Raw genomic sequence first — 15269 nt, 5'->3', positions numbered from 1 at the left:
CACCGCGTGCTGCTACGCCTTCTCCAGCGTGCATTGCAGCGGATGGCTGTTCTGCCGGGCGAAGTCGATCACCTGGCTGACCTTGGTCTCGGCCACTTCATAGCTGAACACGCCGCACACGCCGACACCGCGCTGATGGACGTGGAGCATCACCTGCGTCGCCTCCTCCATGTTCATCCGGAAGAAACGCTGCAGCACGAGCACGACGAATTCCATCGGCGTATAATCGTCGTTGAGCATCAGCACGCGATAGGGAGTCGGCTTCTTGGTGCGGGTACGGGTCCGGGTGGCGATGCCGACCGACGGATCGTTGCCGCCGCGGCCACCATCCTGGTCGCCGTCATTGTCGCCGTCTCCGGCCATTTCGATAAGGATGTGGGGTTGGGCCATATGCGTCTGAAAATATGGGCTCGCCGCCGGTGAGGCAAGGCCGCGCGACATGCCCCCGCTACGAAAGCCGCCGCAAGACGCGAAAGGGCGGCCACCCAGATAGGTAGCCGCCCTTCTTACGCGGTACTGGAAGCCTGAAATCAGGCTACGGTCTTCACCTTCTCGGCGGCAAGCGCCAGGCGGTTGGACAGCGGCTGCGCGGCGTCGCCGGCGAGCTTGAGCATCGCTTCGGTGTTCTTCGACGCTTCGGCGACATAGGAGTCGAACGAGGTGCGGACGAAGTCGCTCTGCAGCTTGAAGAAATCGGTCGGCGACTTGACGGTCGCGAGCGTCTTCATGACGGCAGTGGCGTTCTCGAACGACTTGCGGCCATATTCGGCGGCTTCCTGGCCCATCGTCTCGAAGCCCTTGGCTGCGATGCGGCTCGATTCGACGACGGCTTCAAGGTTGCCCTTGGCAAAGTCGTTGGCTTCTTCGACCATCTTGGTCGATTTCTCGACGGCCAGCTTGGTGCGGTCGTTGAAATCGGTGAAGACGGCCTGGGCCTTGGCGGTGCTGTTTTCGATCGTGGCTTGCATGGTGATGGTTTCCTTGATGAGGGTTTCCCGCGCCGCTTCCCCCGCGGCTGCGGTTGCATCGACGGTTTCCGCGACGGCGGCCTGGGCCTGCTCTGCCACGGGTTCGAGGATCTTGGTTTCGACCGCCTCGACGGCTTTTTCTGCTTCCTGCGAAACCGCCGCGACCGGGACCGGCTCGGGCTTCGCGACCGGAGCGACGGGCTCGGGAGCGATCACCGGCGCGGGCTTCTCAGCCTTGGCGGGAGCAGCCTTCACCGCGGGCGCAGCCGGCGTCTTGGCGCGCACCACGGGCTTCGGAGCGGCGGGCTTAGCCGTCGTCTTCGGTCCCTTGCTGGCCATATCCATCGTCCCTTGGCTGATTGCTGCACTGCAGTATCTACGGGACCGTTGCACGCATTGCAAGAGGAAAATGTTGCACTGCACCAAAATGGGTTTACGCTAGGGAAACCTGGCCTTCAGCGGGTCCGAACATAGCTTCCGGGGGCGTCCTCGAGCGGCTTGAGCTTGCCCTTTCCGGGAACACGTGCAGCTTTTGCACGCACCTTCCCGGGATCCACCGCCTCGATCCACTTCGCCCAATCGGGCCACCAGCTGCCCTTGGTTTCAGTGGCGCCGGCGACGAAATCGTCGAGCGTTTCCACCTGCGCATCGTTGGTCCAATATTGATATTTGCCGGCAGCCGGCGGGTTCACCACCCCGGCGATGTGCCCCGATCCGGCGAGCACGAATTTGAGCGGGCCCTGGAAATAGTGGGTGAGCTTCCACACGCTGGGCGCCGGTGCGATGTGATCCTCACGCCCGGCCTGGACGTAGACGGGGGTCTTCACGGTGGTCAGGTCGATCGGGGTCTCGCCGATCTTCAGCGTGCCGGCGACGAGCTTGTTGTCGCGATAGAGATCGGTCAGGTAGCTCAGATGCCAGGCCGACGGCAGATTGGTGACGTCCGAATTCCAGTGGAGCAGGTCGAACGGCGCATAATCCTGCCCCATCAGATAATTGTTGGTGACATAGTTCCAGATCAGGTCGCGCCCGCGCAGCAGGTTGAAGGTCGTCGCCATATAGCGCCCGTCGAGGAATCCCTCGGTCCCCAGGCTCTTGATCATCGCGAGCTGGTCGTCGTTGACGAACACCGAAAGCTCGCCGGCTTCCGAGAAATCGACCTGCGCGGTGAAGAAGGTCGCGCTCCTGACCTTCTCCGCCTCGCCGCGCGCAGCAAGCACCGCCAGCGTCGCCGCCAGCGTCGTGCCCGCCACGCAATAGCCGATCGTGTGGACTCCCTCGACGCCGAGCAGATCGCGCACCGTGTCGATCGCGTCGATCTGCCCGCGCTCGACATAATCGTCCCACATCACGTCCTTCATCGACGCGTCGGCGGACTTCCACGAGACGACGAACACGGTCAGCCCCTGCGCCACCGCCCAGGCGATGAAGCTTTTCTCGGGGGTGAGATCGAGGATGTAGAAGCGATTGATCCAGGGCGGGAAGATCAGCAGCGGGGTCGCGTAGACGTCTTCGGTCGCCGGCGAATATTGGATCAGCTCGTAGAGCGGGGTGCGCTTGACGACCTTGCCCGGAGTCATCGCCAGATTGCGGCCGAGCTCGAACGCGCCCTCGGCGGTCTGCGTCATCTGCCCCTTCTGGAGGTCGCTCATCATATGCTGGAGCCCCTTGAGCAGGCTCTCGCCTTTGGTCTCCACCATCCGCTCGATCACCTGGGGGTTGGTCGCGGGGAAATTGCTGGGGCTCAGCGCGTCGATGAAGCCCTTGGTCGCGAAGCGAATCTGCTCCTTCTGCTTCTCGTCGACGCCTTCGATCGCGTCGACGCCCTTCAACATATTGTCCGCGATGACGAAATAGCTCTGGCGCAGGAAATCGAACAGCGGCTCCTCGCGCCATTGCGGCGCCTTGAAGCGCTTGTCGCGCGCCTGCTCGGGCGTCTCCTCGAAGGGCTGGGCGTGCACCGGATCGAGGAAGCGCTGCCACAATTGCATCGTATCGGCCCAGAAGCCCGCGGTCGCGCGCACCGCCACGGTGGGATCGAGCAAGGCGCTGAACGCAGGCGTGGCCGGGGTCGCCTTCACGGCGTCGAGCCCGTTCTCCAGCATCATCTGCTGCGCGCGTCCCAGCACCCAGGTCCAGTGCTGCAGCTCCTCCAGGCTGGGAAGCGATTGATTGCTCTCTTTGGTTTCGGCCATCGCCGTCTCTCCAGTTAATGCGCTTTCTGCGCGCTTCTGCAGTCCCTGGGTTTCGCGCGCGGGACGACAAGGCTAGGACAACGCCTGGAGGTCCGACCATGTCCGAAGAGTTCTACCGCATCAAGCGCCTGCCCCCTTATGTCATCGCCGAAGTGAACGCGATGCGGGCCGCGGCGCGCGCGGGCGGCGAGGACATCATCGACCTGGGGATGGGCAACCCCGATCTGCCGCCCCCGGCGCATGTGATCGACAAGCTGTGCGAAGTCGCGCGCAAGCCCGACGCCCACGGCTATTCGCAGTCGAAGGGCATTCCCGGGCTCCGCAAGGCACAGGCAAATTATTACGGCCGCCGCTTCGGGGTGGACATCGATCCCGAGACCGAAGTCGTCGTGACGATGGGATCGAAGGAGGGGCTGGCCAGCCTCGCCACCGCGATCACCGCGCCCGGCGACGTCGTGCTCGCGCCGAACCCGAGCTACCCGATCCACACCTTCGGCTTCATCATCGCAGGCGCGACGATCCGGGCGGTGCCGACGACCCCCGACGAGGCCTATTTCGAGAGCCTCGAGCGGGCGATGAACTTCACCGTGCCGCGGCCTTCGATCCTGGTGGTCAATTATCCGTCGAATCCGACCGCGGAGGCGGTGGACCTCGCTTTCTACGAGCGGCTGGTTGCCTGGGCGAAGGAGAATCAGGTCTGGATCATCTCCGACCTGGCTTATTCGGAGCTTTACTTTGATGGGAAGCCGACGCCCTCGATCCTGCAGGTGAAGGGCGCCAAGGACGTAGCGGTCGAGTTTACGTCGCTATCGAAAACCTATTCGATGGCGGGCTGGCGGATCGGCTTCGCAGTAGGCAACCGTAAGCTGATCGGCGCGATGACGCGGGTGAAATCCTATCTCGACTATGGCGCCTTCACGCCCGTCCAGGCCGCCGCCTGCGCCGCGCTCAACGGGCCGCAGGACATCGTCGAGAAGAACCGCATGCTCTATCACAAGCGCCGCGACGTGATGGTCGAGAGCTTCGCCCGCGCCGGCTGGGACATTCCCAGCCCTGCCGCGAGCATGTTTGCCTGGGCGCCCCTGCCGCCGGCGCTGGCGCATCTGGGTTCGCTCGAGTTCTCGAAGCAACTGCTCAGCCACGCCAAGGTCGCGGTGGCGCCGGGCGTCGGGTACGGCGAGAATGGCGAGGGTTTCGTCCGGATCGCGATGGTCGAAAACGAGCAGCGCCTGCGCCAGGCGGCGCGCAACGTGCGGAAATATCTGCAGTCGATGGGGGTCAATACGCCGAGCGTGAAGGCGGGCTGAGACGCGACCCTATGGACCGTCAATCCACCTAGAATCGCCATCCCGCCTTTTACCCGTCATCCCCGCGAAGGCGGGGATCCAGGGTGACTCTGCCCGTCCAGTCCTGCTTGGCTCTGGATCCCCGCCTTCGCGGGGATGACGACAGTGGGTGCGGCCCCCGCGGGGGCTTGGGCCGGCGCTTCAGGCCAGTTCGCGGTCCAGCAATTCGCGCACGTCGAGCCCGAGCAGCGCGATATGTTCGCGCACCCGCGGCCAATGTCCGGTCAGGAAGCGTTCGCGCTCGGCCACACGTAGCCGCTCGACCGCGCCCGGAAGCACGAACATGCCGACGCCGCGGCGGACCTCGACATAATCGTCGTCCTGGAAGCTCTGATAGGCCTTCGCCACGGTCAGCGGATTGGCGCCATGCTCCGCCGCAAGCGCGCGCACCGACGGAAGCTGGTCCCCTGCCTTATACTCCCCGCGCAGGATCGCCGCGGAGATCGTGGCGCGAAGCTTGAGGTATACGGGTGAGTCGTCATGCTCTAAAGCTGTCATGCTGCCTTAATACACCAATTATGCGCGGGGTCCAGTGGCGGGGTCCCAAATCCTTGCGATCTCGGACAATTGCCCACGCGGCCGTTCCTCCAGATCGCGCCCCGGCGTGCCGATGAAGACGAAGCCGGCGATCCGCTGCGGCGCCGCGCCGAACAGATCGCGCACCTTGTCCGAATAGGCCGCCCAGCCGGTCAGCCACGAGCCGACGAAGCGCATCGCATGCGCGGCGTGGAGCAAATTCATGCACGCCGCGCCCGCCGAAAGCTCCTGTTCCCACAGCGGGATCTTGTGCCCGACGATCGGCGCCGAGAGCACCACGACCAGCGCAGGCGCCTGCAGCACGAACTGCTCGACCGACTCCAGGTCGCGCGATGTCGCGTCGGGCCGCTCCTCGGCGAAGATCTGCTGCATGCGCTCCGACAGCGCCACACGCGCCGCCTCGGGCACGGTCACGAAGCGCCACGGGGCCAGCTTACCATGATCGGGCGTCCGCGCGGCGATCGCCACCATCGCGCGCAGTTGCTCGGGGCTCGGACCCGGTGCGATCATGTCGCGCGGCTTGCCCGAGCGGCGGGTCTGGAGCAGCGAGAGCGGAGTCGAGCGGTCGTTGAAGGCCATGCCCGACCGCCTAGCAACTGGGTGCCGCGGCAACAACCGGGCTTCACAGCCGCCGTTTCGCCGCTAGTCTGTGCCGCCATATCCCCTTTTGGGGAAAGGCAAATTTCAAAGGGACCTGAGCACGCATGGCGACAGCTGCGGCCAGCGGGGGCGTACCCGCGACGGCAAAGACTTTTCTGGGGCACCCGCGCGGGCTCTACATGCTGTTTTTCGCCGAGATGTGGGAGCGTTTCTCTTATTACGGCATGCGCGCCATCCTGATCTTCTACCTGACCAAGCACTTCCTGTTCGACACTGATCCGGCCTACGCAGTCTACGGCGCCTACACCTCGATGGTGTATATCACCCCGGTGATCGGCGGCTATCTCGCCGATCGCTACCTGGGTGCCAGGAAGGCGGTGCTGGCGGGCGGCGTCTTCATCGCGATCGGCCATCTGCTGATCGCTTTGGTCGAAGGGCCGCAGGGGCAACAGGGCTTCTATCTCAACGGCTTCTATCTGGGCCTCGCCTTCATCATCGTCGGCACCGGATTCCTCAAGGCCAATATCTCGGTGCTGGTGGGCCAGCTTTACCCGCGCGAGGATGTCCGCCGCGACGGCGCCTTCTCGATCTTCTACATGGGCATTAATCTCGGCGCCTTCACCGGGCCGATCCTGGTCGGCTATCTCGGCGAGCGCGTCGGCTGGGGCTATGGCTTCGGCGCGGCGGGGATCGGCATGCTGCTCGGGCTCGTCGTCTTCGTGCTGTTCCGCAAGGAGCTCTACCATGCCGGCGCGCCGACCGATCCCGCCTTGCTGGCAACGCGCACCCCGATCGGCGTCTCGCGTGAATGGCTGATCTATCTGGGCGCCGTCGCCGCGGTCGGCGTGTCTTTCCTGTTGCTGCGCGATCGCGACATCGTCGGCGGCTTGCTCAGCATCTTCTGGCTGCTTGTTGTCGGCTTCATCCTCTATCGCGCGGTGTTCACCCTGCCGAAGCGCGAACGCGACCGGATCTTCGCGGCACTCTATCTGATCGCGCTCTGCCCGCTCTTCTGGGCCTTGTTCGAGCAGGCCGGTTCGTCGCTCAACGTCTTCACCGACGAGCGAGTCGATCGCCATCTGTTCGGCTGGGAAATGCCGGCCTCCTGGTTCCAGTCGGTCAACAGCTTCTGGATCATCACCCTCGCCCCGGTGTTCGCGGTGCTATGGACCTGGCTCGGCAAGCGCGGGCTTGAGCCGAGCGCCCCGCTCAAATTCGCGTTCGGCTTCATCCAGATCGGGCTGGGCTTCCTGATCCTCGTCGCCGGCGCGGGCACCGACGGCGCGATGACCCCGATGATCTTCGTGATCCTGCTCTATCTGCTCCACTCGATGGCCGAGCTCTGCTTCTCGCCGGTCGGCCTCTCCAGCATGACCCGGCTGTCGGTCGGCTCGATGGTCGGGCTGATGATGGGCACCTGGTTCCTGTCGACCGCGGCGGGCAATTTCCTCGCTGCCAAGATCGCCCAGGCGACCGGCGGCGAAGGCGCAGGTCCCGATCGCGTGCTCGAAGTCTATTGGTCGATCGGCTGGTACATCATCATCATCGGCGTGATCGCGATTCCGGTCAGCTGGCTGATCAAGAAGCTCATGCATCTCGATACGCTGGGCGAGGACGGCGCTGGCCACGGCCTGGCGGGCGAATCGCAACTTGCCGAGCCGGCCGCGGCGGGGACCCGTCCCGACGGCGAGGCGCGCTGAAGATGTCGTCAGTACGATCGTAGAATTTCGCTCCGATCCCACAGGCTGGAGGCTGGCACCGCGAGAATAGCTGCGTTAGCATCAGTGCGGGGGGAAGAGGATGATGGACTGGGGCTCGGTTCCGGACTGGATAGTTGCAATCACCGCGGTCGTCGGCGTGGTTGCCGGATTGTGGCAATTGAATCTGATCCGCCGCGAAGAACATCGCAGCGCCCAGTTCGAGCGCGGCAAGCTGTTGCTTGAAATAGATCGTGAATTTGAATCTTCCGAGGTCTCCCAGTCGCGTCAGAAGATGGGCGCTTTACGCAACCGGTTTGAAAGCGAAGTGGAGAAACGGGAGCCGCCGGTGACCAAGGAGGAGAAAGACCGTATCGTCGCGGAGAAAATCTCCAAATATGCCGACGAAGTGTGGACAAGATCCCGGACCTATGACGGCGATCCGTCGGCAGACAAGGATTCTGCATCTGACGAATACAAGCTGCTGATGCGGGTAGCGTTGTGGTGTGAGACTGTCGGTCACCTGTGCGAGCGCAATCTGCTGCCCGAGGATGACGTACTCGATCTTTACGACCAACTCGTGATCAATGTCATCGGCAATTTGCAAGCTCATATCGCGCTGCGTGCGGAACGCGGAGCCAATAGCCGCTATTTGGAAAACGCGCTTGCGCTTTGCTCAAAGGCTACCGGCTACAAGGCCATGCGCGAAGAGAAGCTGCCACGTCGACCGGCCCGTTCGCTGGTCGATTGGAAGCGCTAATCGATTTCCTTGTTACGCAACGCGTCCTCCATGCCCCCCCGGCGGTCGGTCGCCAGAGGTAAGTATGCATTTAACGGTCGTCAACCCGGGACCGGTCCCCCCTTTACAGCATCCCGGTTAACAGGGACCAAAGCCACGCCGCCTTTGCATTCCCGATCGGCGCGTGCACCGGCGCACCGCTTGGGCGGGGGCGTAACACGGTGATCGATGACGGAAAGCGATCGAGGCCTGCTGCGATGCAGCAATCTCCGCCATGTCCAGGCGAAATCCAGGAAGGTGAGGCTCAAACGATCCGGTTCGCCACCAGATCGTCTACCACCGCCGGATCCGCGAGCGTGCTCGTATCTCCGAGCGAAGAGACATCCCCTTCGGCGATCTTGCGCAAAATGCGGCGCATGATCTTGCCCGAGCGCGTCTTGGGCAGGCCGGGTGCGAACTGGATCGCGTCGGGCGCGGCGATCGGGCCGATTTCCTTGCGTACCCAGTCGCGCAGTTCGGAGCGCAATTCCTCGCTCGGCTCGCAGCCCGAATTCAGCGTGACATAGGCATAGATGCCCTGCCCCTTGATCTCGTGCGGCATGCCGACGACCGCGGCCTCCGCCACCCGACGATGCAGCACCAGCGCGCTCTCGACCTCGGCGGTGCCCATCCGGTGGCCCGACACGTTGATGACGTCGTCCACCCGCCCGGTGATCCAGTAATAGCCGTCCTCGTCGCGGCGGCAGCCGTCGCCCGTGAAATATTTGCCCGGATAGGTGGTGAAATAGGTCTGGAAGAAGCGCGCATGATCGCCCCACACGGTGCGCATCTGCCCCGGCCAGCTGCGCGCGATCACCAGATTGCCCTCGGTCGCGCCGTGCAGCACCTGCCCCTCCGCATCGACCAGCTGGGGATCGACGCCCGGCAGCGCCAGCGTCGCCGATCCGGGCTTGAGCGCCGTCGCGCCCGGCAGCGGCGAGATCATCTGCCCGCCGGTCTCGGTCTGCCACCAGGTATCGACGATCGGGCAGCGCCCCTCGCCGACCACGTCATGATACCAGCGCCATGCCTCGGGATTGATCGGTTCCCCGACGGTGCCGAGCAGCTTGAGCGAGGCGCGCGACGTTGCCTGGACGAAGCCGTCCCCCTCGCGCATCAACGCGCGCAGCGCGGTGGGGGCGGTGTAGAGAATCTCGACCTTGTGGCGGTCCACCACCTGCCAGATGCGCGACGCGTCGGGCCAGTTGGGCACGCCTTCGAACATCAGGGTCGTGCCGCCGTTCGCCAGCGGGCCATAGACGATATAGCTGTGCCCGGTGACCCAGCCGATATCGGCGGCGCACCAATAGATTTGGCCAGGGCGATAATCGAACACCAGCTCGTGGGTGTAGCTCGCCCAGAGCAGATAGCCCGCCGAGCTGTGCAGCACCCCCTTGGGCTTGCCGGTCGATCCCGACGTGTAGAGGATGAAGAGCGGATCTTCGGCGTCCATCGGCTCGGACGGGCAGTCGACTGACACCAGGGCCGCCGCCTCATGATACCAGACGTCGCGGCCCGGCTGCATGCTAACCTCACCGCCGGTCGCGCGGACGACGATGACCTTTTCCAGCGCGCTTGCATGCGCCGCCGCGGCATCGACATTGGCCTTGAGCGGGATCTTCTTGCCGCCGCGCCGGCCCTCGTCGGCGGTGATCACCACCGCGCTGTCGCAATCGGTGATCCGCCCGGCCAATGCTTCGGGGGAGAAGCCGCCGAACACCACCGAATGCACCGCGCCGATCCGCGCGCAGGCGAGCAGGGCGAACGCCGCCTCGGGGATCATCGGCATATAGAGGGTCACGCGGTCACCCTTGCGGACGCCCTGCGCCTTCAGCACGTTGGCGAAGCGGCAGACTTCCTGGTGCAGCTCGCGATAGGTGTAGCGCCGCGGCGCCTCGGATGGCTCGTCGGGCTCCCAGAGAATCGCGACCGCGTCGCCGCGCTTTGCCAGATGCCGGTCGACACAATTTGCCGCGACGTTCAGCTTGCCGTCGGCGAACCAGCGGATGTGGAAATCATCCTCGTCGAACGACCAGTCGCCCGCAAGTTCGGGCCGCTTGATCCAGTCGAGCCGCCTCGCCGTCTCGAGCCAGAAGCTGCCCGGATCGGCGATGCTGCGGCCATGGAGCTTCTCATATCCGGCGGCGTCGACGCGTGCACGACGCGCCCAGTCTTCGGGGACGGGATACAGGCTGTCGCTCATTACGGGGTCCGCTCCACGATCTGCATTTGGTCCTCCTTGTGGCGAAGCGGCATCGCTGCGCAAGTCGCAGATCTTGTTGCGGCAGCGCTCCAAAGCGCGGTTTTCCGCCACTTGCGACAAACTGCGACAATATTTCGGTAGAATATCGCAGGCCCGCCAGCCATCTAGCGGCGATGGTTCAACGCCGCCTTGCCTTGACGATCGCCTTTGCGCTGCCGCTCGCGGCCTGCGCGACCGGCCCCGATTATCGCCCCCGCACCGCCCCCGAACTCGGCGTTCCCGATGCCTATTCGGTGCCGGTCGACCAGCAGTCGCGCGAGGATCTGCAGCGCTGGTGGGGCAAGTTCGACGATCCGACGCTGGGCTCGCTGGTCGAGCGCGCCCGCACTTCGAATCTCGACATCGCGCTGGCCGTGACGCGGCTGCGCCAGGCGCGCGAATCGCTGGTACAGCAGCGCGCCTCCTTGTTCCCGACGCTTGGCGCATCGGGCGGGGCTTCGCGCAGCGAATCGCTTCGCGGCGGCACGACCACGACGACCCTTCCCGACGGCACCGTCACATCCTTCTCGCAGGGCGGCGGCACGAGCTTCTCGCTCGGGGCCGACGCCAGCTATCAGGTCGACCTGTTCGGCGGCGTGCGCCGCGGGGTCGAATCGGCGCGCGCAAGCTATGAGGCGGCGGGATTCGACTATGCGACCGTGCTGATCTCGATCCAGGCCGAGACCGCGCGCAACTATGTCCTCGCCCGCGCCGCGCAGGCGCAGCTCGCCAACGCCCGCAACTCGCTCGCGCTGCAGGAGGACAATCTCCAGATCGCGCAGTGGCGGGTCCAGGCGGGGCTGGTCTCGACGATCGACCAGGAGCAGGCACGTGCGCAGCGCGCCCAGACCGCGGCGACGATCCCCAGCCTGGAGGCGAACTATAACAGTTTCGTCTCGCGGATCGGCGTGCTTACCGGCCAGGCGCCCGGCGCGCTCAAGGCGGAGCTGGAGGCGGCGCGCCCCATTCCCCGCGGCCCGGCCGAGGTCGCCGCCGGCATTCCCGCCGAGGCGCTGCGCCAACGTCCCGACATCCGCGCCGCCGAGCGCAATCTCGCCGCCGCCACCGCGCAGATCGGCGTCGCCCAGGCGCAGCTCTATCCCTCCCTCGCGATCGGCGGCAGCATCGACGGCGGGAGCAGCGCGATCACCTCGATCTTCGACGTGATCACCGGGCGCCTGTTCGCCAATATCGCCCAGACGATCTTCGACGCCGGCCGCGGGCGAAGCCAGGTACGCGCGACCCAGGCCGCGGCCGACGGCGCCTTTCTTTCGTACAAGCAGACCGTGCTGACCTCGCTCGAGGATATCGAGAATGCCGCGGTCGCACTCCAGTCGGCGCAGCGCCGCGAAGTCGAGTTCCGCATCGCCGAGGAGGCCGCGAGCAACCAGGCGCTGCTGGCGCGGCTCCAATATCGCTCGGGGTTGAGCGACTTCACCACACTCAACCAGGCCGAAAGCCAACTGCTTTCGGCACGCAACGGGCTGGTCACCGCCCAATCCGATCAGGCGACGGCTCTCATCGCACTCTATCTCGCACTGGGCGGCGGATGGGACAGCACCACCACCCCCCAGGCACCCGAACAGGCACGCACCGATGGCAACTGACACCAAGCAGCTCGACGAATTCCTCGGCACGCCGGCGGTGCCCTGGTGGCGGCGCTATCTCAAATGGATCGCGATCGCGGTCGGCATGCTGCTGCTCCTCTTGCTCGTCTGGCGGATCTTCGGCGGCTCGGACGAAGTCAATTATGCGACCGCCCCGGTCGAGCGCGGCAACCTCACGGTCACCGTGTCGGCGACCGGTAAGCTCGCGCCGAACAATCAGGTCACGGTCGGCTCCGAATTGTCGGGCCTGGTCACCAGCGTGACCGCCGACGTCAACGATCGCGTCACCAAGGGCCAGGCGATCGCATTGATCGACACCGAACGGCTCGACGACGCGATCGCCCAGAGCGTCGCCACGCTCAACGCCAACATCGCCCAGGTTTCGCAGGCGGCGGCGACCGTGAGCGAATCGCAGGCGCAACTCCAACGGCTGGAGGAAGTCAGCCGGCTCTCGGGCGGGCGGGTTCCCGCCAAGGTCGAGCTTGACCAGGCCCGCGCCGCGGTCCAGCGCGCCGTCGCCACCCGCCGCGCCGCCGAGGCGAATGTCGCCGCAGCCCGCGCCTCGCTGTCATCGAACCAGACCCAGCGCTCGCGCGCCGTCATCCGCTCGCCGGTCAACGGCGTCGTCCTCGCCCGCCAGATCGAGCCGGGGCAGACGGTCGCCGCGTCCTTCACGGCGCCCGTCCTGTTCGTCATCGCCGAGGACCTCTCGACGATGGAGCTGCAGGTCTCGATCGACGAGGCCGATGTCGGTTCGGTCCAGCAGGGCCAGACCGCGAGCTTCACGGTAGACGCCTTCCCGGGCAAGACCTTCCCGGCGACGATCACGCGAGTCGATCTCGGTTCCAATCTGACCGCAAGCGAGGCGGCGTCGACCACCAGCACCACCACCGCCGCGCAGGTCGTCTCCTATGCCGCGACGCTCAGCGTCTCGAACCCCGATCTCCAGCTGCGACCCGGCATGACCGCGACGGCGGAGATCGTCACCAAGGCGCGTCCCAACGTGTTGCTCGCGCCGAATGCGGCGCTGCGCTTCACGCCCACCGCCGCGCCCGCTGCCGGCGGTTCGGGGGGCGGGATCACCGGTGCGCTGGTGCCAAGCCGTCCGCGGCGCGGCAACGCCGCCGAGAAGACCGCTACCGTCACGCGCGGCGCGACCCAGACCGTCTATATCCAGGGCGCCGACGGCAAGCCCCAGGCGGTCCAGGTCACCACCGGCGACACCAACGGCACCGTCACCGAAATCACCAGCGGCGGTCTCAAGCCCGGCGATGTGGTCATCACCGGCCAGCTCTCCTCGAGCGGCGCGCAGCGCAAGGGCTCGGGCCAGCGGCGCCAGGGCGGCGGATCGGGCGGCGGCGCGCAGGGCGGAGGCCAGCGTGCCCAGTGACGCCCCGCTCATCCAGCTGCGCGGCGTCACCAAAGTCTATGGCGAAGGCGCGACCCAGTTCCAGGCGCTGAAGGGCATCGACCTCGACATCGAAGCCGGCGATTTCGTCGCGGTGATGGGCCCGTCGGGCTCGGGCAAGTCGACGACGATGAACATCCTCGGCTGCCTCGACGTGCCGAGTGCGGGCCAGTTCCTGTTCGAGGGCTTCCATGTCGAGCAACTGGGCCGCGATCAGCGCGCGCTGATGCGCCGCAAATATCTCGGCTTCGTCTTCCAGGGCTTTAACCTGCTCGCGCGCACCTCGGCGCTCGAGAATGTGGAGTTGCCCCTGGTCTATCGCGGCGACGAGAAGAAGGTCCGGCGCGAGACGGCGATGGCCGCTCTCGAAAAGGTCGGTCTCGACCGATGGTGGGACCATACCCCCGCCGAGCTGTCCGGCGGCCAGCAGCAGCGCGTCGCCATCGCCCGCGCGATCGTCACCAGCCCCGCCGTCCTGCTTGCCGACGAGCCGACCGGCAATCTCGATTCCGAGCGTTCGGTCGAGATTATGGAGCTGCTGACCGATCTCAATCAGAATAGCGGCATCACGGTGCTGATGGTGACGCACGAGCCCGACATGGCCGCCTTCGCGCGGACCTTGGTGCATTTCAAGGACGGGCTGATCGAGCGCATCGAGAAGAATGCGAAGGTCCACGCCTGATGTTCGGCACCACCCTTACCCTCGCGATCCGATCGATCCTGCGCCACAAGCTCCGCTCGATCCTCACCGCGCTCGGCATCATCATCGGCGTCGCCGCGGTCGTGACGATGGTCACGCTCGGCAAGGCGACCACCGCCGCGGTCCAGCAGCAGATCTCGTCGCTCGGCACCAACATCCTCCAGATCCGCCCCGGCCAGGGCTTCGGCCGCGGCGGCGGCGGGCCGCGTCCACCCGATTTCGAGGAAGAGGACGTCCAGGCGATCCGCAGCCAGGTCGCCGGCATCCTCGCCGTCGCGCCCCAGGCGAGCACCACTGCGACCGCAGTCTATGAAGGCTCGAACTGGTCGACCACGATTAACGGCACCACCGCCGATTTCTTCAAGGTCCAGCCCTGGCCGCTGGTCGAGGGCCGCATCTGGAACAATGCCGAGGAGCAGGCCGGCAAGGGCGTCTGCATCATCGGCAACACGATCCGCACCAACCTGTTCCGCGGCGGCAGCGCCGTCGGCGAGCGGCTGCGGCTCAACGGCGTCTCGTGCGACATCATCGGCGTGCTCTCGGCGCGCGGCCAGGCCGGGTTCGGCGGCGATCAGGACGATGTCGTGATCATGCCGATCAAGCAGGTCCAGCGCCGCTTCACCGGCAACCGCGACATCAGGCTGATGCTGGTCGGCACCGATCCCGATTACGAGACCGCGCAGGTCCAGGCCGGGATCAGCGATCTTTTGCGCGAGCGCCGCGCGATCACCGGGGGCAAGCAGGACGATTTCAACATCTTCGACACGGCGCAAATCAGCGCGACGCTGACCGGCACGACGACCCTGCTAACCCAGATCGTCGCGGCGGTGGCGGGAATCAGCCTGATCGTCGGCGGGATCGGCATCATGAACATCATGCTGGTATCGGTCACCGAACGAACGCGCGAGATCGGCATCCGGCTGGCGATCGGCGCGGTTGCCAGCGAAGTGCTGATGCAGTTCCTGGTCGAAGCGGTGGTATTGTCGATGCTCGGCGGGGTGATCGGGCTGGTGCTGGCGCAGCTGGCGGTGGGGCTGATGTCCTATCTCGGCAGCCTTCCCTTCCTGTTCGACGTGCAGATCAACGTCATCGCCTTTGCGATTTCGGCGATCATCGGCGTCGTCTTCGGCTATTTCCCGGCCAGGCGCGCGGCAAGCCTCAACCCGATCGACGCGCTCCGGCACGAGTGAT

Annotated in this window: 13 protein-coding genes; 7 read left to right on the top strand and 6 right to left on the bottom strand. The window is 65.6% G+C overall.

Going from position 1 to position 15269, the window contains the following annotated elements; genetic code table 11:
- Positions 1–12: 12 nt before the first annotated feature.
- The 3 genes from clpS to OKW87_RS14540 all read right to left on the bottom strand — a co-directional run bounded on the left by clpS (position 13) and on the right by OKW87_RS14540 (position 3163).
- The gene (gene clpS, locus OKW87_RS14550; protein ID WP_265544141.1) at positions 13–363 is read right to left on the bottom strand and encodes an ATP-dependent Clp protease adapter ClpS; all 351 of its coding nucleotides are present in this window, start codon (positions 361–363) and stop codon (positions 13–15) included.
- A 167-nt stretch (positions 364–530) separates the two neighbouring features.
- The gene (locus OKW87_RS14545; protein ID WP_265544139.1) at positions 531–1391 is read right to left on the bottom strand and encodes a phasin family protein; all 861 of its coding nucleotides are present in this window, start codon (positions 1389–1391) and stop codon (positions 531–533) included.
- Between the two features lie 32 nt (positions 1392–1423).
- Positions 1424–3163 (bottom strand): PHA/PHB synthase family protein, encoded by a 1740-nt coding sequence (locus tag OKW87_RS14540; RefSeq protein WP_265540597.1) that lies wholly within the window; start codon positions 3161–3163, stop codon positions 1424–1426.
- Between the two features lie 98 nt (positions 3164–3261).
- Here OKW87_RS14540 and OKW87_RS14535 point away from each other — a divergent pair, with 98 nt between their 5' ends.
- Positions 3262–4470 (top strand): LL-diaminopimelate aminotransferase, encoded by a 1209-nt coding sequence (locus OKW87_RS14535; protein ID WP_265540595.1) that lies wholly within the window; start codon positions 3262–3264, stop codon positions 4468–4470.
- Positions 4471–4650: 180 nt separating this feature from the next.
- Here OKW87_RS14535 and OKW87_RS14530 read toward each other — a convergent pair whose 3' ends face one another.
- Positions 4651–5007, bottom strand: coding sequence for a GntR family transcriptional regulator (locus OKW87_RS14530; RefSeq protein WP_265540594.1), 357 nt, complete (start codon positions 5005–5007; stop codon positions 4651–4653).
- An 18-nt stretch (positions 5008–5025) separates the two neighbouring features.
- A complete protein-coding gene (locus OKW87_RS14525; RefSeq protein WP_265540593.1) occupies positions 5026–5625 on the bottom strand; it encodes a nitroreductase family protein in 600 nt (199 codons plus the stop codon).
- 125 nt (positions 5626–5750) lie between these two features.
- Here OKW87_RS14525 and OKW87_RS14520 point away from each other — a divergent pair, with 125 nt between their 5' ends.
- Positions 5751–7346: a peptide MFS transporter gene (locus OKW87_RS14520; protein WP_265540592.1), complete on the top strand. Its 1596-nt coding sequence runs from the start codon at positions 5751–5753 to the stop codon at positions 7344–7346.
- Positions 7347–7449: 103 nt separating this feature from the next.
- Positions 7450–8103, top strand: coding sequence for a hypothetical protein (locus OKW87_RS14515; protein WP_265540590.1), 654 nt, complete (start codon positions 7450–7452; stop codon positions 8101–8103).
- Positions 8104–8386: 283 nt separating this feature from the next.
- Here OKW87_RS14515 and acs read toward each other — a convergent pair whose 3' ends face one another.
- Complete coding sequence (gene acs / locus OKW87_RS14510) at positions 8387–10324, bottom strand: acetate--CoA ligase (RefSeq protein ID WP_265540588.1); 1938 nt, start codon at positions 10322–10324, stop codon at positions 8387–8389.
- Positions 10325–10497: 173 nt separating this feature from the next.
- Between acs and OKW87_RS14505 the strand changes: the two genes are divergently transcribed.
- The 4 genes from OKW87_RS14505 to OKW87_RS14490 are packed head-to-tail and all read left to right on the top strand — an operon-like array spanning position 10498 to position 15268.
- Positions 10498–11970 (top strand): efflux transporter outer membrane subunit, encoded by a 1473-nt coding sequence (locus OKW87_RS14505; protein WP_265540586.1) that lies wholly within the window; start codon positions 10498–10500, stop codon positions 11968–11970.
- A complete protein-coding gene (locus OKW87_RS14500; protein ID WP_265540584.1) occupies positions 11960–13360 on the top strand; it encodes an efflux RND transporter periplasmic adaptor subunit in 1401 nt (466 codons plus the stop codon). Before OKW87_RS14505 ends, OKW87_RS14500 begins: the two co-directional genes overlap by 11 nt.
- Positions 13350–14060, top strand: a complete 711-nt coding sequence (locus OKW87_RS14495) for an ABC transporter ATP-binding protein (protein WP_265540582.1) — start codon at positions 13350–13352, stop codon at positions 14058–14060. Before OKW87_RS14500 ends, OKW87_RS14495 begins: the two co-directional genes overlap by 11 nt.
- Positions 14060–15268 (top strand): ABC transporter permease, encoded by a 1209-nt coding sequence (locus OKW87_RS14490; RefSeq protein WP_265540580.1) that lies wholly within the window; start codon positions 14060–14062, stop codon positions 15266–15268. The genes OKW87_RS14495 and OKW87_RS14490 overlap by 1 nt, the downstream gene beginning before the upstream one ends.
- Position 15269 lies beyond the last annotated feature (1 nt).

Origin of the sequence: Sphingomonas sp. M1-B02, assembly GCF_026167525.1 — a bacterium.
Classification (GTDB): domain Bacteria; phylum Pseudomonadota; class Alphaproteobacteria; order Sphingomonadales; family Sphingomonadaceae; genus Sphingomonas.
Note: the sequence above shows the minus strand (reverse complement) of the source record. Positions and strands in the feature narration are given on the sequence as shown.